The organism is Promicromonospora panici, assembly GCF_900608595.1.
GTDB lineage: Bacteria > Actinomycetota > Actinomycetes > Actinomycetales > Cellulomonadaceae > Promicromonospora > Promicromonospora panici.
This window is the reverse complement of sequence record NZ_UWYY01000037.1, coordinates 1-18,408: the sequence shown is the minus strand read 5'-3', so window position 1 is coordinate 18,408 and position 18,408 is coordinate 1. Positions and strand designations below refer to the sequence as shown.

At 68.1% G+C, this 18,408-nt stretch carries 15 protein-coding genes; 7 read left to right on the top strand and 8 right to left on the bottom strand.

Annotation, left to right across the window (positions count from 1 at the left end; genetic code table 11):
• Window positions 1-136: 136 nt before the first annotated feature.
• The 3 genes from EW117_RS30400 to gyrB all read right to left on the bottom strand — a co-directional run bounded on the left by EW117_RS30400 (window position 137) and on the right by gyrB (window position 6,269).
• Window positions 137-1,399, bottom strand: a complete 1,263-nt coding sequence (locus EW117_RS30400) for a DUF3566 domain-containing protein (protein WP_242504622.1) — start codon at window positions 1,397-1,399, stop codon at window positions 137-139.
• On the bottom strand, window positions 1,399-4,059 hold the full coding sequence (gyrA, locus tag EW117_RS28090) for a DNA gyrase subunit A (protein ID WP_422891560.1): 2,661 nt from the start codon (window positions 4,057-4,059) through the stop codon (window positions 1,399-1,401). The genes EW117_RS30400 and gyrA overlap by 1 nt, the downstream gene beginning before the upstream one ends.
• 134 nt (window positions 4,060-4,193) lie before the next feature.
• Window positions 4,194-6,269 carry a DNA topoisomerase (ATP-hydrolyzing) subunit B gene (gene gyrB / locus EW117_RS28085; RefSeq protein ID WP_129790025.1) on the bottom strand — a complete coding sequence of 692 codons (2,076 nt, stop codon included), beginning with the start codon at window positions 6,267-6,269 and terminating at the stop codon, window positions 4,194-4,196.
• A 575-nt stretch (window positions 6,270-6,844) separates the two neighbouring features.
• Here gyrB and EW117_RS28080 point away from each other — a divergent pair.
• Window positions 6,845-7,534, top strand: a complete 690-nt coding sequence (locus EW117_RS28080; protein ID WP_129790024.1) for a hypothetical protein — start codon at window positions 6,845-6,847, stop codon at window positions 7,532-7,534.
• A gap of 122 nt (window positions 7,535-7,656) precedes the next feature.
• Here the strand turns inward: EW117_RS28080 and EW117_RS28075 are convergent, their stop codons facing one another.
• The 5 genes from EW117_RS28075 to dnaA all read right to left on the bottom strand — a co-directional run bounded on the left by EW117_RS28075 (window position 7,657) and on the right by dnaA (window position 13,710).
• Entirely contained in the window at window positions 7,657-8,151 is a 495-nt protein-coding gene (locus EW117_RS28075; RefSeq protein WP_242504621.1) for a DciA family protein, read from the bottom strand.
• A 40-nt stretch (window positions 8,152-8,191) separates the two neighbouring features.
• Window positions 8,192-9,430, bottom strand: coding sequence for a DNA replication/repair protein RecF (gene recF / locus EW117_RS28070; protein ID WP_129790022.1), 1,239 nt, complete (start codon window positions 9,428-9,430; stop codon window positions 8,192-8,194).
• A 28-nt stretch (window positions 9,431-9,458) separates the two neighbouring features.
• The gene (gene gnd, locus EW117_RS28065) at window positions 9,459-10,355 is read right to left on the bottom strand and encodes a phosphogluconate dehydrogenase (NAD(+)-dependent, decarboxylating) (protein WP_129790021.1); all 897 of its coding nucleotides are present in this window, start codon (window positions 10,353-10,355) and stop codon (window positions 9,459-9,461) included.
• Between the two features lie 130 nt (window positions 10,356-10,485).
• Window positions 10,486-11,616 (bottom strand): DNA polymerase III subunit beta, encoded by a 1,131-nt coding sequence (gene dnaN, locus EW117_RS28060; protein ID WP_129790020.1) that lies wholly within the window; start codon window positions 11,614-11,616, stop codon window positions 10,486-10,488.
• Window positions 11,617-12,273: 657 nt separating this feature from the next.
• On the bottom strand, window positions 12,274-13,710 hold the full coding sequence (gene dnaA / locus EW117_RS28055; RefSeq protein WP_108492793.1) for a chromosomal replication initiator protein DnaA: 1,437 nt from the start codon (window positions 13,708-13,710) through the stop codon (window positions 12,274-12,276).
• Window positions 13,711-14,142: 432 nt separating this feature from the next.
• On the opposite strand from dnaA, the gene rpmH reads away from it, so the two are divergent.
• The 6 genes from rpmH to rsmG all read left to right on the top strand — a co-directional run bounded on the left by rpmH (window position 14,143) and on the right by rsmG (window position 17,558).
• Window positions 14,143-14,280, top strand: coding sequence for a 50S ribosomal protein L34 (gene rpmH, locus EW117_RS28050; RefSeq protein WP_108493057.1), 138 nt, complete (start codon window positions 14,143-14,145; stop codon window positions 14,278-14,280).
• A 3-nt stretch (window positions 14,281-14,283) separates the two neighbouring features.
• Entirely contained in the window at window positions 14,284-14,661 is a 378-nt protein-coding gene (gene rnpA / locus EW117_RS28045) for a ribonuclease P protein component (protein ID WP_129790019.1), read from the top strand.
• Complete coding sequence (gene yidD / locus EW117_RS28040; protein ID WP_129790018.1) at window positions 14,658-14,966, top strand: membrane protein insertion efficiency factor YidD; 309 nt, start codon at window positions 14,658-14,660, stop codon at window positions 14,964-14,966. Before rnpA ends, yidD begins: the two co-directional genes overlap by 4 nt.
• 77 nt (window positions 14,967-15,043) lie before the next feature.
• Window positions 15,044-16,216: a membrane protein insertase YidC gene (gene yidC / locus EW117_RS28035; protein WP_129790017.1), complete on the top strand. Its 1,173-nt coding sequence runs from the start codon at window positions 15,044-15,046 to the stop codon at window positions 16,214-16,216.
• A gap of 12 nt (window positions 16,217-16,228) precedes the next feature.
• Complete coding sequence (locus EW117_RS28030) at window positions 16,229-16,771, top strand: Jag family protein (RefSeq protein WP_129790016.1); 543 nt, start codon at window positions 16,229-16,231, stop codon at window positions 16,769-16,771.
• Window positions 16,772-16,883: 112 nt separating this feature from the next.
• Window positions 16,884-17,558 (top strand): 16S rRNA (guanine(527)-N(7))-methyltransferase RsmG, encoded by a 675-nt coding sequence (rsmG, locus tag EW117_RS28025; RefSeq protein WP_242504620.1) that lies wholly within the window; start codon window positions 16,884-16,886, stop codon window positions 17,556-17,558.
• The last annotated feature ends 850 nt before the right edge of the window (window positions 17,559-18,408 follow it).

Here is an 18,408-nt window from a genome sequence, read left to right as displayed (position 1 = left end):
ACGCTCACGCGACACTGGAGATTACCCCAGGTAGGGACGATGTCCCAAACCGAAATCGCGGTCCGCGGTGTGACGTGCGTCGAGCCGTGCGCAACAGCACACGAGAACGCTCTGGGTGGCGCCGAGAAGGCGCCGGTCAGTCGTCGGTCAGCGTCATGTGCACGCCGCCGACCAGTGCTGCAGTGATGTTGTACAGGAACGCCATGATGGTGGCGATCGCCGTCAGCAGAACGATATTGCAGATGCTGATCAGTGTCGCGAGAGAGATGACGCGGGGGAACTCCACGTACTGCGTGAGGTTCACGTTGCTCTGCGGCCCGACGGCGTCCGCCACGAAGCTCTGCACGGTCGTGAACACACCGAGGCTGTTGAGCACCGACCAGAACACCGCGGTGGCGACCACCGTCATGATCGCGATGGCGACAGCCAGCAGGAACGCCAGCTTCATGACCGACCACGGGTCCACCCGCGAGATCGCGAGGCGCACGCGCCGCGGACCTGCCGGTGCCGGACGCGGTACCTCGGGCGTGGGAGCCGACGCCGGCCGCACCTGCGGCTGCTGGCCCGTGCCTGCGGCGGGAGCGCCCGCAGGAGTGGCGGTGCCTCGGACTCCGCCCGCCGTGTAGTGCATCTCCGGCCTGGGACCGGTGGCGCTCGGTGTCGTCGCAGGCGGCTCTTCGTCCGGCATGATCGACGAGACCTTCTTCGCCGCACTGCGGGCGGCGTCGAGGGCGGCCTGGGCTGCCTTCATCGCGCCCGCCCGGACGCCGTCCGCCCCCTCGGTGCCAGGCTCCGGCGGGGCCGGCGGCGGGGCCGAGACCCGGTTCCAGGACTTCGGTTTCGTGCCCGGCTGCCCGGCACTCTGCGGGGCAGCGGTGTCCGTCTTCGCCGAGGCACGGCCGATCGCCGACACGAGGCCGGCCGGCGCAGTGGCCTCGTCGGTGTCCGGTGCTGGCGGAGCAGACTCGTTCCCCGAACGACCCGCCTCGTAGGCGGACCGCCAGACGCCACCCGTCGTAGGGACGGTCGAGCCCGAGTCGCTCGGTGCAGGCGGAGCCGGGGGCTCGGCGCCCGGCCGCACTGCGGCGGGCTTGGCCGCGGGCGTGGCGGGCTTGGTCGCCGAAGCAGGCTGGGGCGTCGGCGCGACGACGGTGATCGGCTCCACGGGAGCACCGTTCTTCTGCCCCGGCTCGGACGCACTGTCCGAGCTGTCGGTGGCGGAGGTCTCCGGCGTGGTCGACACCGCACTCGTGGCTGAGCTTGCCCCTGTCTGCTCCGTCCCGGAGTCCGCGACTGGAGCTTGCTTCCCAGTCACGTCCTTGCGAACCCGGGTGTCATCCAGGTCTTCGTCGAGTGCGGGCGTCGCCGTGCGCACGGGCCCGCTCTTGTCACTCGTCATCAGCTGTCCTCGCGTCCGGTGCTGTCCTGCTCAGGGGTGCTCGGATCTTCTTCAGGGTTCGGGATCTCCTCCACGGTAACCCGCTCTGCGGATTCGCCGTCGGAGTTCTCGTCCACAGCACCCACCGCCTCGCCCGCGTCTTCACGCTCCGCGTTGCGCGCGACGGCGATGATCCTGTCGCCCTTGTCCGGCTTTGCGAAGGTTACTCCCTGGGTGTTCCGGCCGGTGAGGTTAACTTCGGCGACGGCCGAGCGCACGATCTTGCCGCGCTCCATGATGACCAGCACCTCGTCGTCGGAGTGCGTCACGAGCGCGCCCACGAGATCACCGCGCGCCTCGACGAGGTTCGCGACCTTGATGCCGAGGCCGCCGCGTCCCTGGATCCGGTACTCCGAGATGCGGGTGCGCTTGGCGAAACCGCCCTCGGTCACCACGAAGAGGTCGGCTCCGTCAATGACTACCGCGGCGGAGAGCAGTTCGTCCTCCTCCCGGAACTTCATCCCGGTGACACCCGACGTGGCCCGGCCCAGCGGACGAATCGACTCGTCGTCCGCGTGGAAGCGGATCGACTGGCCCTTGCGCGACACGAGGATGAGGTCGTCGTCGGCGTTCACGAGCCGCGCCGAGACCAGCTCGTCCGCGGCGCCGTCGGCGTCCTCGCGCAGGTTGATCGCGATGAGGCCGCCCGTGCGCGGCGAGTTGTACTCGCTCAGGCGGGTCTTCTTCACGAGCCCACGGCGCGTGGCCAGGACCAGGTACTCGGCGGCCTCGTAGTCGGGGATGTCGAGCACCTGGGCGATCTTCTCGCCGGGCTGGAACGCCAGCAGGTTCGCGACGTGCTGGCCCTTGGCGTCCCGGCCGCCCTCGGGCAGCTCGTAGCCCTTGGCCCGGTAGACGCGGCCGAGGTTGGTGAAGAACAGCATCCAGTGGTGGGTCGTCGTCGTGAAGAAGTGGTCCACGATGTCGTCCTCGCGCAGCTGCGCGCCGCGCACGCCCTTGCCGCCGCGCTTCTGGGAGCGGTAGTTGTCCGTCCGCGTCCGCTTGGCGTATCCGCCGCGCGTGATCGTGACGACCACGTCCTCCTCGGGGATGAGGTCTTCCATGGACATGTCGCCGTCGTACGGGAGGATCGTGGTGCGACGCTCGTCGCCCCAGCGCTCGGTGACCTCGTCGAGCTCCTCGCCGACGATGGACCGCTGGCGGTCCGGCTTGGCGAGGATGTCCAGGTAGTCGTCGATCTCGGCCTGGAGCTTGCCGTGGTCGTCGAGGATCTTCTGCCGCTCGAGGGCCGCCAGACGGCGCAGCTGCAGCGCGAGGATCGCGTTCGCCTGCTGCTCATCGATGGTGAGCAGGTCCATCAGGCCGGTCCGCGCCTCGTCGACGTCGGGGGAGCGGCGGATCAGCGCGATGACCTCGTCCAGCGCGTCGAGGGCCTTGAGGTAGCCCTCGTAGATGTGGATCTGGTCCTGCGCCTCCTTGAGGAGGTACTCGGTACGCCGGCGCACGACCTCGATCTGGTGCGTGGTCCAGTGCCGCACGAAGGCGTCGATGCTGAGCGTGCGGGGCACCTCGTCGACCAGCGCGAGCATGTTCGCGCTGAAGTTCTCCTGCAGCTGCGTGTGCTTGTAGAGGTTGTTCAGCACAACCTTCGCCACGGCATCGCGCTTGAGCACGATCACCAGGCGCTGCCCGGTACGCCCCGACGTCTCGTCGCGGATGTCGGCGATCCCCTGGATGCGGCCGTCGTTGACGAGGTCAGCGATCTTCGACGCCAGGTTGTCCGGGTTCACCATGTACGGCAGCTCGGTGACGACCAGGCAGATCCGGTTCTGGATCTCCTCGACGTTCACCACCGCACGCATCGTGATCGAGCCGCGGCCCGTGCGGTAGGCGTCCTCGATGCCCTTGTGGCCGAGGATCTGCGCGCCGGACGGGAAGTCCGGGCCCTTGATGCGCTGCATGAGCGCCTCGAGCAGCTCCTCGCGCGTGGCCTCCGGGTGCGCGAGGTGCCACCGCACGCCGTCGGCCACCTCGCGCAGGTTGTGCGGCGGGATGTTCGTGGCCATGCCGACGGCGATGCCCGCCGAGCCGTTCACCAGCAGGTTCGGGATGCGTGCGGGGAGGACCACCGGCTCCTGCGTGCGGCCGTCGTAGTTCGGCCGGAAGTCGACGGTGCCCTTCTCGATGTCGCGCACCATCTCGAGCGCGAGCGGCGCCATCTTGCACTCGGTGTACCGCGGGGCCGCCGCGGGGTCGTTGCCCGGCGAGCCGAAGTTGCCCTGGCCGGCGACCAGTGGGTACCGCAGCACCCAGTCCTGGACCAGGCGAACCAGGGTGTCGTAGATCGCGGTGTCGCCGTGCGGGTGGTACTTACCCATGACGTCACCCACGACGCGCGAGCATTTGGAGAACGCGCGGTCCGGCCGGTAGCCGCCGTCGTACATCGCATAGATGACCCGGCGGTGCACCGGCTTGAGGCCGTCCCGCACGTCGGGCAGCGCGCGGCCCACGATCACGCTCATCGCGTAGTCGAGGTACGACCGCTGCATCTCGAGCTGCAGGTCTACCTGTTCGACACGGCCGTGGTGCACGGCTACGCGCGCGTCGTCCATGGGAATGCCGTCGTCGGAGTTCTCCACGCCGGGTGTCTCGTCCGTCACCGTCTGTACTTCCTTTCCACGCCGATGGGCGTGTCACTTCGTCTCCTGGGCCGCCATGTCCGTGCCCGACGCCGCACGCCCGGGTAGGGCGAACGCTCCGGGGCTCGCGAGCTCCTGGCTCGCGAGCTCACTCCTCAGATGTCGAGGAAACGCACGTCCTTGGCGTTGCGCTGGATGAAGGTGCGGCGGGACTCGACGTCCTCGCCCATGAGTACCGAGAAGATCTCGTCGGCCGCGGCCGCGTCGTCCATGGTCACCTGCAGCAGCGTCCGGTGATCCGGGTCCATGGTGGTGTCCCAGAGCTCGGAGTAGTCCATCTCACCCAGGCCCTTGTAGCGCTGGATGCCGTTGTCCTTGGGGATCCGCTTGCCCTGTGCGGCGCCGGCCTCGAGGAACGCGTCGCGCTCCCGGTCGGAGTACACGTAGTCGTGCGGCGCGTTGCTCCACTTGATGCGGTAGAGCGGCGGCTGCGCGAGGTACACGTGGCCGTGCTCGATGAGGGGACGCATGTAGCGGAACAGCAGGGTCAGCAGCAGGGTGCAGATGTGCTGGCCGTCGACGTCGGCGTCGGCCATGAGCACGATCTTGTGGTACTTCAGCTTCGAGATGTCGAAGTCCTCGCCGATGCCCGTGCCGAACGACGTGATCAGCGCCTGGACCTCGGCGTTCGAGAGCGCCTTGTCGAGGCGCGCACGCTCCACGTTCAGGATCTTGCCGCGAAGCGGGAGGATCGCCTGGTTGTGCGGGTTGCGCCCGCGCACCGCCGAGCCGCCTGCCGAGTCACCCTCGACGACGTAGATCTCGCACTCGTCGGGGAACCGCGACTGGCAGTCCTTGAGCTTGCCCGGCATGCCGCCGCCGTTGAGGATGCCCTTGCGGCGGGTGGCCTCGCGCGCCTTCCGGGCGGCGATCCGGGCCTGCGAGGCCGAGATCGCCTTACGGATCACGTCGCGTGCCTCGTTCGGGTGCGCGTCGAACCAGTCGACCAGCTGCTCGCGCACCACGCGCTGCACGAAGGTCTTGGCCTCGGTGTTACCGAGCTTGGTCTTGGTCTGGCCCTCGAACTGCGGCTCGCCGAGCTTCACGGAGATGACCGCCGTGAGGCCCTCGCGGATGTCGTCACCCGTGAGGTTCTCGTCCTTCTCCTTGATGATGCCCTTGTCGCGCGCGTAGCTGTTGACCAGCGTGGTCATCGCCGCGCGGAACCCCTCCTCGTGCGTTCCACCCTCGGTGGTCGAGATCGTGTTCGCGAAGGTGTGCACCGACTCGCTGTAGGCGCTGGTCCACTGGAGCGCGACCTCGACGGCGATCTTGCGCTCCGTGTCCTCGCTCTCGAACGAGATCACGTCGGGGTGGATGAGCTCCACGCGCTTCGCGGAGTTGAGGTGGTGGACGTAGTCCATGAGACCGTGGTCGTACTTGTAGGTGACGGTGCGCCAGCTCACGGGGTCCTGGCCCTCGCCCTGCCCGTCCTCGGCCGACCGGCCGTCGGTGCCGACGACGTCGTCCGGCGCGACCTCGGGCTCGGCCCCGGTGACCTCGTCGGTGGCGGAGGAGTGCCCCGCACGCTCGTCGGTCAGCGTGATCTTCAGGCCCTTGTTGAGGAACGCGTACTGCTGGAAGCGGGCGCGGAGCGTCTCGAAGTCGTACTCGGTGGTCTCGAAGATCGTCCCGTCGGCCCAGAACGTCTGCGTCGTGCCGGTGTGCTCGTCGGCGCCCAGCGGCTCGAGCTGCTCGACGCCGGTGATCGGGTTGCCGCCTTCGGTGTACTCCTGGCGCCAGTGGTATCCGTCGCGGCGCACCTCCGAGACGAACCGGTAGCTCAGTGCGTTGACCACGGACATGCCGACGCCGTGCAGGCCGCCCGACACGGCATAACCGCCGCCGCCGAACTTGCCGCCGGCATGCAGGATCGTCATGACGACCTCAAGGGTGGGCTTGCCCTCGGTCGGGTGCATCGCGACCGGGATGCCTCGACCGTCGTCGGTGACGCGCACCCCGCCATCGGGCAGGAGACGCACGTCGATCTCGGTGGCGTGGCCCGCGAGGGCTTCGTCCACAGCGTTATCCACAATCTCGTACACAAGGTGGTGGAGCCCACGCTCACCGGTCGATCCGATATACATGCCCGGTCGCTTACGAACGGCCTCGAGACCTTCCAGGACTGTGATGTTCCCGGCGTCGTAGCCGCCGTCGATTCGCTCTGTCACGGGCGGGGTTGCTCCTCGTCTTTCAGGCACACGATGTGCACGACGACGGACGTACCAGCGGCTGCACGAGCGGCTCGGACCCGGAGGGTCCATGCCGTGCTCGGGTGCTGACGTACGGTCCGACGGCTCGTCGGTGCTCAGCGTTCCGGGTCCTCAGGACGATCCTGGGAACCCGGCGCGGTTGACCCCCTCATACTACCTTCTGAGCGGCGAAAACCCGGGATCCTGGGGTGTTTGTAGCCACTCCTCCACAACCTTTCTCCACAGGGTGATTTTTGGGGCCCTGGCGCGGTTCGGAGGGGGGTCTCCGGGACCTGATCGAGCGCTCGGAAGGACCCTCGACCAAGCCCGCCCGACCTCCAGATCGTCGGTTGGTCAGGGTGATGCGCACACACGTTCGGCGCGCAGCGCCCACGTGCATTGGATGGCCTCCGAATCGTCATGGTCACGTCTGTCGAAGGTCAGAAGATTCCGGGCAGGGGGTGACATTTCCCCGATTTGTTGTTTTCTGCTCTAATAGCGCCGACCGGTCATATGCGCAACTTTGCGCCCAGTCTCTCTCGAAGGACTTCACTGTGAAGAAACTTCTCGCGGGCGGCGCCCTCGCCGCTCTCACCCTCGGCGGCATCGTCGCCGGCGCGGCACCTGCGTCCGCTCACACCCCTGCCGTCAGCAGTGTCTGCGACGTCGAAGCGGGTTCGTCGATCACCTACAACCTCAACTACTACGCTGATGGAGACAACAAGTTCACTCTTGTTGTCGACGGCAAGCTCGCTGTCGAGAAGACGTTCGGTAGGTCACTGTCCGCCACCCTGCCCGGCCTGGACCCGACGGTCGAGCACACCTGGGAGGCCAGTGTCGTCGCTAGTGACGGCGAAGAGTTCAACTGGGGTCCGGGCAACGAGGATGCGAGGACCCCGAACGGCATCGAGACGGTCCCGGCCACGGGCACCATCGAAGCCTGCGTTGACGCGGAGCCGACCCCGGAGCCGACGCCGACGCCGAGCGAGCCCCCCGTCACCGAGCCCGAGCCGTCCGAGGAGCCGACCCCGGAGCCCTCCGAGGCACCCACCGACGAGGCTTCGGTCGCGCCGGTCCCCGAGCCGTCGGAGGAGCCGTCCGCTTCGCCGAGCCCCGCCGCTGAGGAGCCCCCGGTGCTCGCCGCGACCGGTGCGACCGTCGGTGGCGCCATCGCGTTCGCCGCGCTCCTCGCCGCCGGCGGCATCGCCCTGGTCTGGGCCCGCAAGCGCATGCAGAACGCCTGAGCACATAGCTCCTGGCTGACGCCACAGCGCAGCTGAGCTGAGAGGGCTCCCCGGCTTTGGCCGGGGAGCCCTTTGCGTTTCCACGGCCCGCGGAAACGAGCCGGTGCACGACTCGGTGGCTGTCAGCCCCAGGTGTCCCGCGGCCCTGGTCCCCGCACGGCACGCGGGCCCCTCCGGAAGCCTGGCCCGGCCGGTCCGAGCACCGTGACCTCCTCGACCACGCCCTCGCCGATCTCCTCCGCCATGCGCCGGATCAACGTCGGGATCAGCAGCCGCAGCTGGGTGGCCCAGGCGGTGGAGTCAGCGCGCACCAGGAGGACCTTGTCCTCGAAGGTCTCAGGTGTGCAATGGTCCGCGATCTCCGGTCCGACCACCTCGCGCCATCGGCCCATGACGCCGCCGACCGATACCTCCTCGGTCCAGCCCTTCTCGCGCAGGAGCCGGCCGACGACCGACCCGAGCAGCTGCGGGTCACGCGCGCCGGGCCCTGATCCGCTGGACCGGGGCTCCGCCAGGGGAGAGCGGCGCGCCGGTGAGCCGGGCCGCAGGCCGCGGGCACGAGCCGCTGCTTTGGCCCGGTTCAGGGCGGCTCGCGCCACCTCCGACGCCGGGGTCAACTGGGGCTCAGAGTTATCCACAGGCCCCTGTGGAGATTCATCAGTCACGGGTCACCGTCCCGGGTTCCACGTGAAACCGTACGCCGTCGAGGGCCACCGGGATATCCTCCGGCACGGCCGCCGTCACGAGCACCTGGCGGGCCGGGAGGACCAGGTCTGCGAGCCGTTCCCGACGTCGGACGTCAAGCTCGGCAAACACGTCGTCCAGGATCAGTACCGGATCGGCATCGGTACCCAGATCGGGGTTCCAAAAAGCGGGTGAATCCGCCGAATTCTGCGGATCTCCCCCGAGTAGTCGGAACGACGCGAGCCGCAGCGCGAGTGCGAACGACCAGGATTCGCCGTGGCTCGCGTAGCCCTTGGCGGGCAGCCCGCCGAGCGTCAGCACGAGGTCGTCCCGATGCGGGCCGACGAGGCTCACACCTCGCTCGAGCTCCTGCGGACGAGCGGTGACCAGGGCGTCGAGCAGCAGGTCACGCAGCTGTCCGACATCGGTGAAGTTATCCCCAGACCCTGTGGACAACTCCGGTGGATTACCGGCCGAGAGTGCAGGCAGCGACGACCGGTAGGTGATCTCCGCGTCGCCGTCCGCATCGCTCACCTGCTCGTACGCCGCAGCGACCGCGGGGCGCAGCGCGTCGATCAGCTGGACCCGGAGCGACAGGATCTCCGCACCGAGCTCGGCGAGCCGGGCGTCCCAGACGTCGAGCGTCGCGAGCTCGGCCGCGGCCGCGTTCTCCGCCCGTGACGAGCCGCTCGAACGACGCGCCGCCCGCGCGGACTTGAGCAGAGCCGAACGCTGCCGGAGTACTCGCTCGTAGTCGGTCAGCACGGCGGACACCCGCGGCATCATCAGAACCAGGAGCTGGTCCATGAACCGCCGTCGACCATCCGGCTCTCCCTTGACCAGGGCGAGGTCCTCGGGCGCGAACAGCACGGTCCGCAGGATGCCCAGCACGTCACGCGCCCGGACCTGCTGGCCGCGATTGATCCGCGCGCGGTTCGCCTTGCCCTGGGTGATCTCCAGCTCGACGGTGCTCGCACGATCGCCGCGGACGATCCGCGTCCGCACGACGGCCCGCTCCGCACCCGAACGGATGAGCGGGGCGTCCGTGGCCACCCGGTGCGAATCGAGTGTCGCGACGTAGCCGATCGCCTCGACGAGGTTGGTCTTGCCCCGGCCGTTGCGCCCTACGAAGGCGTTGACCCCGGGCTCGAGCTCGACGTCGGCCGAGGCATACGACCGGAAGTCCAGCAGGGAGAGGTGGGAGACGTACATCGGTAGGAGATCGTACGTGTCCCGGCCGCTACTCCGCCGACTTCACCGCGTGGCCGCCGAACTGCTGGCGCAGCGCCGCAACGGCCTTCATCGCCGGCGACTGCTCCTGGCGGGAGGCGAACCGGGCGAAGAGCGCGGCGGAGATCACGGGAAGCGGTACCGCCATGTCGATGCCCTCGTCCACGGTCCAGCGGCCCTCACCGGAGTCGTCGACCCAGTCGTCGAGGAGTGCGAGCTTCGGGTCCTCCTCGAGCGCCTTGACCATCAGGTCCAGCAGCCAGGAGCGGACGACGGTACCGCGGCTCCAGGCCCGGACCGTGCCGTGCACGTCGGTGATGAGGTCCGACTTGGCTGCCAGCAGCTCGTAGCCCTCGGCGTACGCCTGCATGAGGCCGTACTCGATGCCGTTGTGGACCATCTTGGCGTAGTGGCCGGCGCCGACGCCGCCGGCATGGACGAATCCCTCCTCGCGCGGGCCCTCGGGACGCAGCGCGTCGAAGACCGGCATGACGCTCTCGACGTCCTCGGCCGATCCGCCGACCATCAGGCCGTAGCCGTTCTCGAGGCCCCAGACGCCGCCGCTCACCCCGACGTCGAGGTAGCCGATGCCGTTCTTGGCGAGATCCGCGGCGCGTTCCTGGTCCTCGACGTAGTGCGAGTTGCCGCCCTCGATCACGATGTCGCCCTCGGAGAGGATCTCGGCAAGCTGGTCGAGCACACCGCGCGTCGGTTCACCCGCGGGGACCATCACCCAGACGACTCGCTTCTCCTGCGGGAGCGCGGTGGCCAGATCGGCGAGTGTAGGGACGTCCGACACCTCCGGCCGCGGGTCGAACCCGGTGACCTCGATACCGCCCTTCCGCAGGCGGGACCGCATGTTGTTGCCCATCTTCCCCAGGCCGACCAGGCCGATGTGGGTGACCATGTGCGTACTTCCTCCAGGGTCGTTCAAACGGGCTCGCACGTGGCGGCCGTACTTGGCGCAGGCCGGCTGTGCGGTCTGACGATGAGGCGGCTGTGGACGACGGGCCCGTCAACGGGGCGGGCCCGGGCGGTCAGCCGGTGAAGCGGATCGGGACCAGCAGATACCGGTACGCGGAGTCGTCCTCGCCGTCCAGGCTGCCCTGGCCGGTGAACTCGACCGGCTTGTTGGGGTGCGTGAACGACAGGCGAACGAAGTCGGTGCCCAGGGCGCCCAGTCCGTCGAGCAGGAACTGCGGGTTGAACGCGACCGCGATGTCTTCGCCCACGAGGACCGCCTCGAGGGCCTCCGAGGCCTGTGCGTCGTCTCCGTGGCCGGCGTCGAGCACCACCTGCCCCTCGCTGAACGAGAGGCGGATCGGCGTGTTGCGCTCCGCGACCAGGCTCACCCGCTTCGCGGCCTCGATCAGGGGAGCGGTCGCGACCACGGCGTGGATCGGGGTGCTGTCCGGGAACAGCCGGCGCACGGCGGGGTAGTCGCCCTCGACCAGCTGCGATGTGGTCTGTCGGCCGCCCGCCTCGAATCCCACGAGGTCCAGGCCCTGGCCTGTGGACAGACCGACGTTCACCAGGCCGCCGGACCCGAGGGACTTGGCGACGTCGTTGAGGGTGCGTGCGCGGACGAGTGCCACCGCGGAGAAGCCCGGGGTGGCCGGGGTCCAGGTGAGCTCCCGGAGCGCCAGCCGATACCGGTCCGTGGACAGGAGGGTGATGCGCTCACCCTCGATCTCCACCCGGACGCCGGTGAGCAGCGGCAAGGTGTCGTCGCGACTGGCCGCGACCGTGACCTGAGCGACCGCATGGGTGAACGCGTCGCCGGAGACGGTGCCGCTGACCTCGGGCAGCCCGGGCAGAGCGGGGTACTCGTCCACAGGCATGGTGAGAAGTGTGAACCGGCTGGCGCCACAGGTGACGACGACTTTGTTGCCCTCCAGCGCCACGTCCACGGGCTTGTTGGGCAGCGCGCGCGAGATCTCGGCCAGCAGGCGGCCTGAGACGAGCACCGTGCCGGGTTCCGCGACCTCGGCCGGAATCTCGGAACGGGCTGACGTCTCGTAGTCGAAGCTCGCCAGGTTGATCACGCCCTGCGCGTCTGCCTCGATGCGGACACCGGCAAGCACTGGAGCCGGCGGGCGCGTGGGGAGCGTGCGAGCGGTCCATGTCACGGCATCGGCGAGGACGTCGCGCTCGACCCTGAACTTCATGCCGTTGCATCTCCTCTTGTTCCTGGACTGTCGAGGGAAACCCTACGCGAGTTGCTGACCTCGTGGCACTCGATAGGCAGGGGCTGTGGATGGACGTCCCGGCGCTCCTAGTACTAATGTTCGAAGTGGGGTGGTCAGCGCTCGGACCGCCTGATGAAGGCGTGTGGATTCCCCCTTAGAGATAGATCTCGTAGTAGTAGTCGGTGTTGTGGAAACTGGGGATATCAGGTCTTGTCGCAGGTCAGAGGCCCTTTTTTCCTGTGGAGGAGCTGTGTGTCGGTCTGTGCATGAACTGGGGACCCCTGTGGAGCGCGGATTTCTACACACAGGCTGTCCACCGATTCGGGTGTCTCCGCCCACAGAAATCCGGGGTTCGTCCACAGCCATCCACAGGCTTGTCCCCAGGGGTGTATTGGCAGGTCAGAGCGAAGAGCCGAGTTCTGCACAGGATGCGTCCACAGTGCTGGGGACGAGCGGAGAAGAACCGCCAGAAGCCGGGGATCCGCGTGTGGATAGACCTGTGGAGGTGCGGATACGCAACACCCCTGTGCGCCGACAAGGCTATGCACAGGGGTGGGGATACGCGCAGAAACGGTGCGATGTCCGATCTGGAGCCTCGCCGGTCGCTCAAAGGATCGAGCGACGAGAGATCGGGCGTCAGCCGCGCTGCTGCTGCTTGATCCGGCTCGTGAGCTCGGTGACCTGGTTGTAGGTCGAGCGGCGCTCCGCCATCTGGCCGGCGATCTTCTTGTTGGCGTGCATGACCGTGGTGTGGTCGCGCCCACCGAACTGCTGGCCGATCTTCGGCAGCGACAGGTCCGTGAGCTCACGGCACAGGTACATGGCGATCTGCCGGGCGGTCACCAGCACGCGGGACCGTGACGATCCGCACAGATCGTCGATGGTGAGGCCGAAGTAGGCAGCGGTCTGTGCGATGACCACGGCGGGAGTGATCTCCGCGGTGTCGTCGTCATCGGTGATCAGGTCCTTGAGGACGATCTCCGCGAGGGCCAGGTCGACCTGCTGCCGGTTGAGGTTCGCGAACGCGGTGACCCGGATCAGCGCCCCCTCGAGCTCCCGGATGTTCGTCGAGATCCTGGAGCCGATGTAGGAGAGGACGTCGGCCGGGACGTCGAGGTGCTCGCTGGCGGCCTTCTTGCGCATGATCGCGATGCGCGTCTCGAGGTCGGGCGGCTGGACGTCGGTGATGAGGCCCCACTCGAAGCGGGAGCGCAGGCGGTCCTCGAACCCGTTCAGCTGCTTCGGCGGGACGTCAGACGTGATCACGACCTGCTTGTTGGCGTTGTGCAGCGCGTTGAACGTGTGGAAAAACTCCTCCATCGTCTGTTCCTTGCCCTGCAGGAACTGGATGTCGTCGATGAGGAGGACGTCGACGTCGCGGTAGCGGCGCTGGAACGCGCCCGCCTTGCCCTCACCGATGCTGTTGATGAAGTCGTTGGTGAACTCCTCGGAGTTCACGTACCGCACCCGGATGTGTGGATACAGGTTGTGGACATAGTGGCCGATGGCGTGCAGCAGGTGGGTCTTGCCCAGTCCCGAGTCGCCATAGATGAAGAGCGGGTTGTACGCCTTGGCCGGTGCCTCGGCGACCGCGACGGCGGCCGCGTGCGCGAACCTGTTGGACGAGCCGATGACGAACGTCTCGAAGATGTACTTCGGGTTCAGCCGGGTGGGCTCGGCCGAGGGCTTCGGCGCCGGCTGAGGCGCGATCGGCATCTGCGCCTGCTCGGGCTCCGGCGGTTCGTGCTCCAGCGAGAGCGCCGCCGGCCCGGAGATCTGCGAGGGACCGGCGAGCGTGCTGCTGCTCAGCTCCGGGTCTACGGTGATGCCGAAGCGGACGTCCCGGCCGAGCACGGAGGACATGGCGGAGACCAGGTCGTCCCGGACCGCCGTCTCGAGATACGTACGGGTCTGCTCGTGGGGGACGGCGATGAACACCATGTCGTCGAGCACGGCCATGGGCTTGGCCAGTCGGATGAAGGCGAGCTGCCGGGGGCTCATGTCGGGCCGGGCCTCGAGCGCCGTCAGGGTCTGTGCCCAGACGTCGCCGATGTTCTCGTCCGGGTTGGCCACTGGCTTTCCTTCGTCTCGTGCGTGGGGGTGGTGCGCGCGCTGGGGGGTGTCTTGGAGTCTGCCATGATGGGGCACCGTCCACACAGTTGTCCACAGGTTGTGGATTGCGCAGATCGCCGCTGAAACAGTGGTACACGGGCCGGTCACCGGACCGCTCGTGAAGGGTGTCTGAGCGGGCGGTGTGGCGCGTCCGACACGCATGATCCCGCCGTTCTGGTTTGACCGGGAGGGCCTCGGCGGCGTAACGTCATACAGCCGTTCCAGGTACTTCTGCGCGCCCACACATGGACTCGGGCCACGTCCTTCGACGTCGGCCACGACCAGTGGGGCAGGCCTTGGGTCGGCTAGGCCGATCGCTGTACCGAACGGCCAACTTTCACTGCATCGTCGAGGACAGACGGTGTGCCTACCCCGACGTTCTTGGAGTACCTCGTGAGCAAGCGGACCTTCCAGCCGAACACCCGCCGTCGTGCAAAGACCCACGGCTTCCGGCTGCGCATGCGCACCCGCGCCGGCCGCGCCATCCTGGCGGACCGCCGGCGCAAGGGTCGCGCCGAGCTCTCAGCCTGAGCCATGTTGCCCGCGGCGCACCGTCTGCGCCGTTCCGTCGACTTCGAGCGGACGGTGCGCCGCGGCACGCGTGCAGGTCGATCGACCGTGGTGGTTCACCTCCTGGTGCCGGACGAAAGCGTCGCGGATCCGGGATCGGGAACTCCTCAGGTCGGTTTTGTCGTTTCCAAGGCTGTGGGTAACTCCGTGCAGCGCAATCTGGTGAAGCGTCGGCTCCGTGCCGCCGCGGCCGAGCACCTCTCGGCGCTGCCGCCCGCTGCCCGTGCGGTCGTGCGCGCCCTCCCGCCGTCGGCCGCCGCCACGTATGCGGACCTCGACCGAGACCTCGACTCGTGCCTGCGCCGTGCGGTCGCACGAGCGGCCGGAGACGGGAAGAGATGACCACCATCCCCGCACCTGAGGGTGAGGCACCGCCGCGCGAGCCCTCGTTGATCGGCCGGCTCCCGGTGACTCTGCTGGTGGGGATGGTGCGCTTCTATCAGGCGTTCATCAGCCCGATGAGCCCTCCGAGCTGCAAGTACTACCCGTCCTGCTCGCAGTACACCGTGATCGCGCTTCGGCGGCACGGCGCACTGCGCGGGCTGGGTCTCGCGCTGTGGCGCCTGCTGCGGTGCAACCCGTGGAGTCTCGGCGGCGTCGACGACGTGCCGCCCGTGCGCGGCGCGCACACTCACCCCGAGGGCTGACCTGCCCCGGCTCGTGCCGCCGACACGACACCGCACCCCGCAGACTTTGCGTCATCAACTCTGGAGCTTCTTGACCGATGGACTTCTTCGCATTCCTCTGGCCGATCGAATGGGTCGTCGCCTGGATCATCTACGGATCGCACTGGGTCTTCACGACACTCGGGATGGCGGCAGGCCCGGGCACGGCGTGGGTCCTGTCGATCGTCGCCCTCGTGATCGTCATCCGGATCTTGCTCATTCCGCTCTTCTTCAAGCAGATCAAGGCCTCGCGCGGGATGCAGATGATCCAGCCCGAGCTGCAGGCGGTGCAGAAGAAGTACAAGGGCAAGACGGACCCCGCCTCCCGCGAGAACATGACGCGCGAGACCATGGAGCTGTACCGGAAGCACGGGACCAACCCGTTCGCGTCCTGCATGCCGATCCTGCTGCAGTCGCCGATCTTCTTCGCTCTGTTCCGGGTGCTGAACGGCCTGGAGCCCATCTCGACGGGCTCCGCTGACCCGATCGGCCCGATCACCCGCTCGGTCGCCGGCGACATCGAGTCGTCGACACTGTTCGGTGCGCAGCTGAGCGACGTCTTCCTGCAGACCGACTCGTGGGTCTCGCGCACCGTCGTCATCGTGCTGATCGTCGCGATGAGCGTCACGACGTTCACCACGCAGCGCCAGCTGACGATGAAGAACATGCCCCCGTCGGCCCTCGAGGGTCCGATGGCGCAGACCCAAAAGATGATGCTGTACATGCTGCCGCTCGTCTTCGCGATCTCCGGCGTGAACTTCCCGGTCGGTGTCCTCATCTACTGGACGGTGACCAACCTGTGGTCCATGGGGCAGCAGTACTACACGATCAAGCGCATGCCGACGCCAGGCTCCCTCGCTGAGAAGCAGATGAAGGAGCGGCAGGCGGCGAAGGCGGCCAAGCGCGCCGCGAAGAGCGGTCAGGTCATCGAGGACGAGACCCCCGTGGTCGAGGAGCCGAAGAGCGGCCAGCGGGTCCAGCCGAAGCGGAAGAGCCGGCAGAAGGGCTCGACGCCTCCCCGCCCGGCGATCGCGCAGTCCGCGCCGCAGGACGCGCCGGACGCGCCGCAGGACGCGCCCGACGCGACGACGACGGGGAAGCCCGGAGCCAAGCCCAAGGCCAAGCCGTCGGGCACGACGTCCGGCAGCCAGCCGGGTTCGAAGCCGAAGCCGTCCGGCGCGACCCCGGGGACGACCTCGTCGTCGTCGGGCAAGCGCAAGCAGAAGAAGTAGGAGGAACACGCGATGAACGCGAGCACAGGTACGGCCGCGCCCGATCCCGCGGCCCCGGTCGTGGATCCGGAGGACCGGACCAAGCGCCTCGAGGAAGAGGGCGAGATCGCTGCGGATTACCTCGAAGAGTTCCTCGACATCGCCGACCTCGACGGCGACATCGACCTCGACATCAAGCACGACCGCGCAGCGGTCGAGGTGGTCGCCGACGACCCCGAATCGCTCGCTCAGCTCATCGGCCGGGAGGGTGAGGTGCTGGACGCGATGCAGGAGCTCACGCGCCTCGCTGTGCAGACCCGGACGGGGGAGCGCAGCCGCCTGATGCTCGACATCGGCGGCTACCGAGCCGCCCGTCGGGTGGAGCTGACTCGGATCGCGGAACACGCCGTCGAGCAGGTGCGGGCCTCCGGCAAGGAGGTCGAGCTCGACCCGCTGAACGCTTTCGAGCGGAAGGTCGTGCACGACGCCGTTGCGGCCGCCGGCCTGGTCAGCGACTCGCGAGGCGTCGAGCCGGAGCGGTATGTGGTGGTCCAGCCGGCTGCAGCTACCGACTGAGTCACTGGTTTCGGCCGAGGGCCGGTGCGCGTCCCGAGGACGTGCGCCGGCCCTCGGTGTGTTTGGCTTCTTTCGACAACGAGTGGAGGACGGGGACGTGCAAGATTCGGACGTGGCAGAGCCGGAGGAGTCCGGCGCCATCGCTGAGACGCCCGACAGCGAGACGCTGGGTGCGAGCGACGCGGTCAAGGCCTACTTGGATGACGCGTACGACGGCGTTACTCGCTACGCCGACCTGCTCCGCGACCAGGGGGAGCTGCGCGGGCTGATCGGACCGCGCGAGGTGCCACGGATCTGGGAACGGCACATCCTCAACTCCGCAGCGGTGGTGCAGTACCTGCCGACGTCGGGGTCGGTCGCGGACATCGGTTCGGGCGCGGGGTTGCCGGGAGTGGTGATCGCGGTGATGCGTCCCGAGCTCGAGGTGATCCTCGTCGAGCCGATGGAGCGGCGCACCACTTGGCTCAACGAGGTCGTGACAGAGCTCGGGCTGACGAATGTTCAGGTGAAGCGAGGGCGGGCCGAGGAGTTTCACGATGCGTTCGAGGTCGACGCCGTGACGTCCCGTGCGGTGGCTGCGCTGTCCAAGCTGGTCCGGATGAGCATGCCGCTCGTTCGGGTGGGTGGCGAACTCGTGATCCTCAAGGGGCGCAACGTGGCGCAGGAGGTGGAGCCGGCGCGGAAGGTGCTGCGCAAGTTCGGCGCGGCCGACCTGGAGATCCTGGAGGCCGCCACGGTGGAGGGAGTCGAGTCGACGACCGTCGTGCGGGCGAGACGTGGGAAGTAGCTGGATCTCGCTTCGGATGTTTCACGTGGAACGGGGCGGTCGCCTGAGGTGGCCACCCCGTTCCCGTCCGTTTTGGCTGTCGGCAGGTACCCGGGACGTGGGTGCTGTAGTACGCCGTGTGGGCCTGCCGGATGCGCCGTCAGCAGGCGCCGCAGTTGTGGTAGAGGGTGTCCCAGTGGTTGCCCTCGTTGGTGTACCGGTTGCCTGCGCCGGAGTGGTACCGGTGACCCCAGCCAGGCAAGTATCCGACCTACGTGAAGTTGCCGGTGATGTAGCCATCCACACATGCGGTCGGTCGGATGTCGAGCTCATAGCCGTTCCAAAGGCGGTAGGTGCCGCTGGAGTGCCGGGTCTCCGTGCCGCCGGTGATGGTGATCGCACGGTCGCTGGCCGAGCGCCGAATTCTGTTCCCGTGTGTACCAGCGGTGGAGCAGTCCGCGATACCGAGTCCAACGGCGGTGCACGGTCTCGTGCTGCCGGCTTGGTCCTGGAGAACGTGGACCGGATTTCGTGTGTAGGCGACTCCGTGCTGGCGATCCGGTGTCGACGACCGCAGATTCCCCGAGTCGGTTGCGCGTGATGTCTGGCGGCCACTTCCGCTAGCAGGAGGCACGCGAAGCCTGGTCCGCCGCCGTGGCTCGGCGAGCACCCGCGAGGTGGCGGCTAATCTTCAACCTGCGAGGCGCCTCCGTTTCACGTGAAACGGAGACGCGGCCGACTGGAGGATCTCCGGCGGTGCCTTCGAGATGGAGGTCCGGTTCGACTTGGCGCCCGATTCCAGACGTCCAACGGCGCGACGTGCTGCCCAGGTCTCTGCGACTGTCCGGCACCTGTCCCTTATACACCTCCT

What these genes read in the sequence shown, in the direction of transcription:
- EW117_RS30400 (WP_242504622.1), bottom strand. Translation starts at nt 1,399, where the DNA reads ATGACGAGTGACAAGAGCGGGCCCGTGCGCACGGCGACGCCCGCACTC.
- recF (WP_129790022.1), bottom strand. Translation starts at nt 9,430, where the DNA reads ATGTACGTCTCCCACCTCTCCCTGCTGGACTTCCGGTCGTATGCCTCG.
- gnd (WP_129790021.1), bottom strand. Translation starts at nt 10,355, where the DNA reads ATGGTCACCCACATCGGCCTGGTCGGCCTGGGGAAGATGGGCAACAAC.
- dnaN (WP_129790020.1), bottom strand. Translation starts at nt 11,616, where the DNA reads ATGAAGTTCAGGGTCGAGCGCGACGTCCTCGCCGATGCCGTGACATGG.
- rnpA (WP_129790019.1), top strand. Translation starts at nt 14,284, where the DNA reads ATGTTGCCCGCGGCGCACCGTCTGCGCCGTTCCGTCGACTTCGAGCGG.
- yidD (WP_129790018.1), top strand. Translation starts at nt 14,658, where the DNA reads ATGACCACCATCCCCGCACCTGAGGGTGAGGCACCGCCGCGCGAGCCC.
- yidC (WP_129790017.1), top strand. Translation starts at nt 15,044, where the DNA reads ATGGACTTCTTCGCATTCCTCTGGCCGATCGAATGGGTCGTCGCCTGG.
- EW117_RS28030 (WP_129790016.1), top strand. Translation starts at nt 16,229, where the DNA reads ATGAACGCGAGCACAGGTACGGCCGCGCCCGATCCCGCGGCCCCGGTC.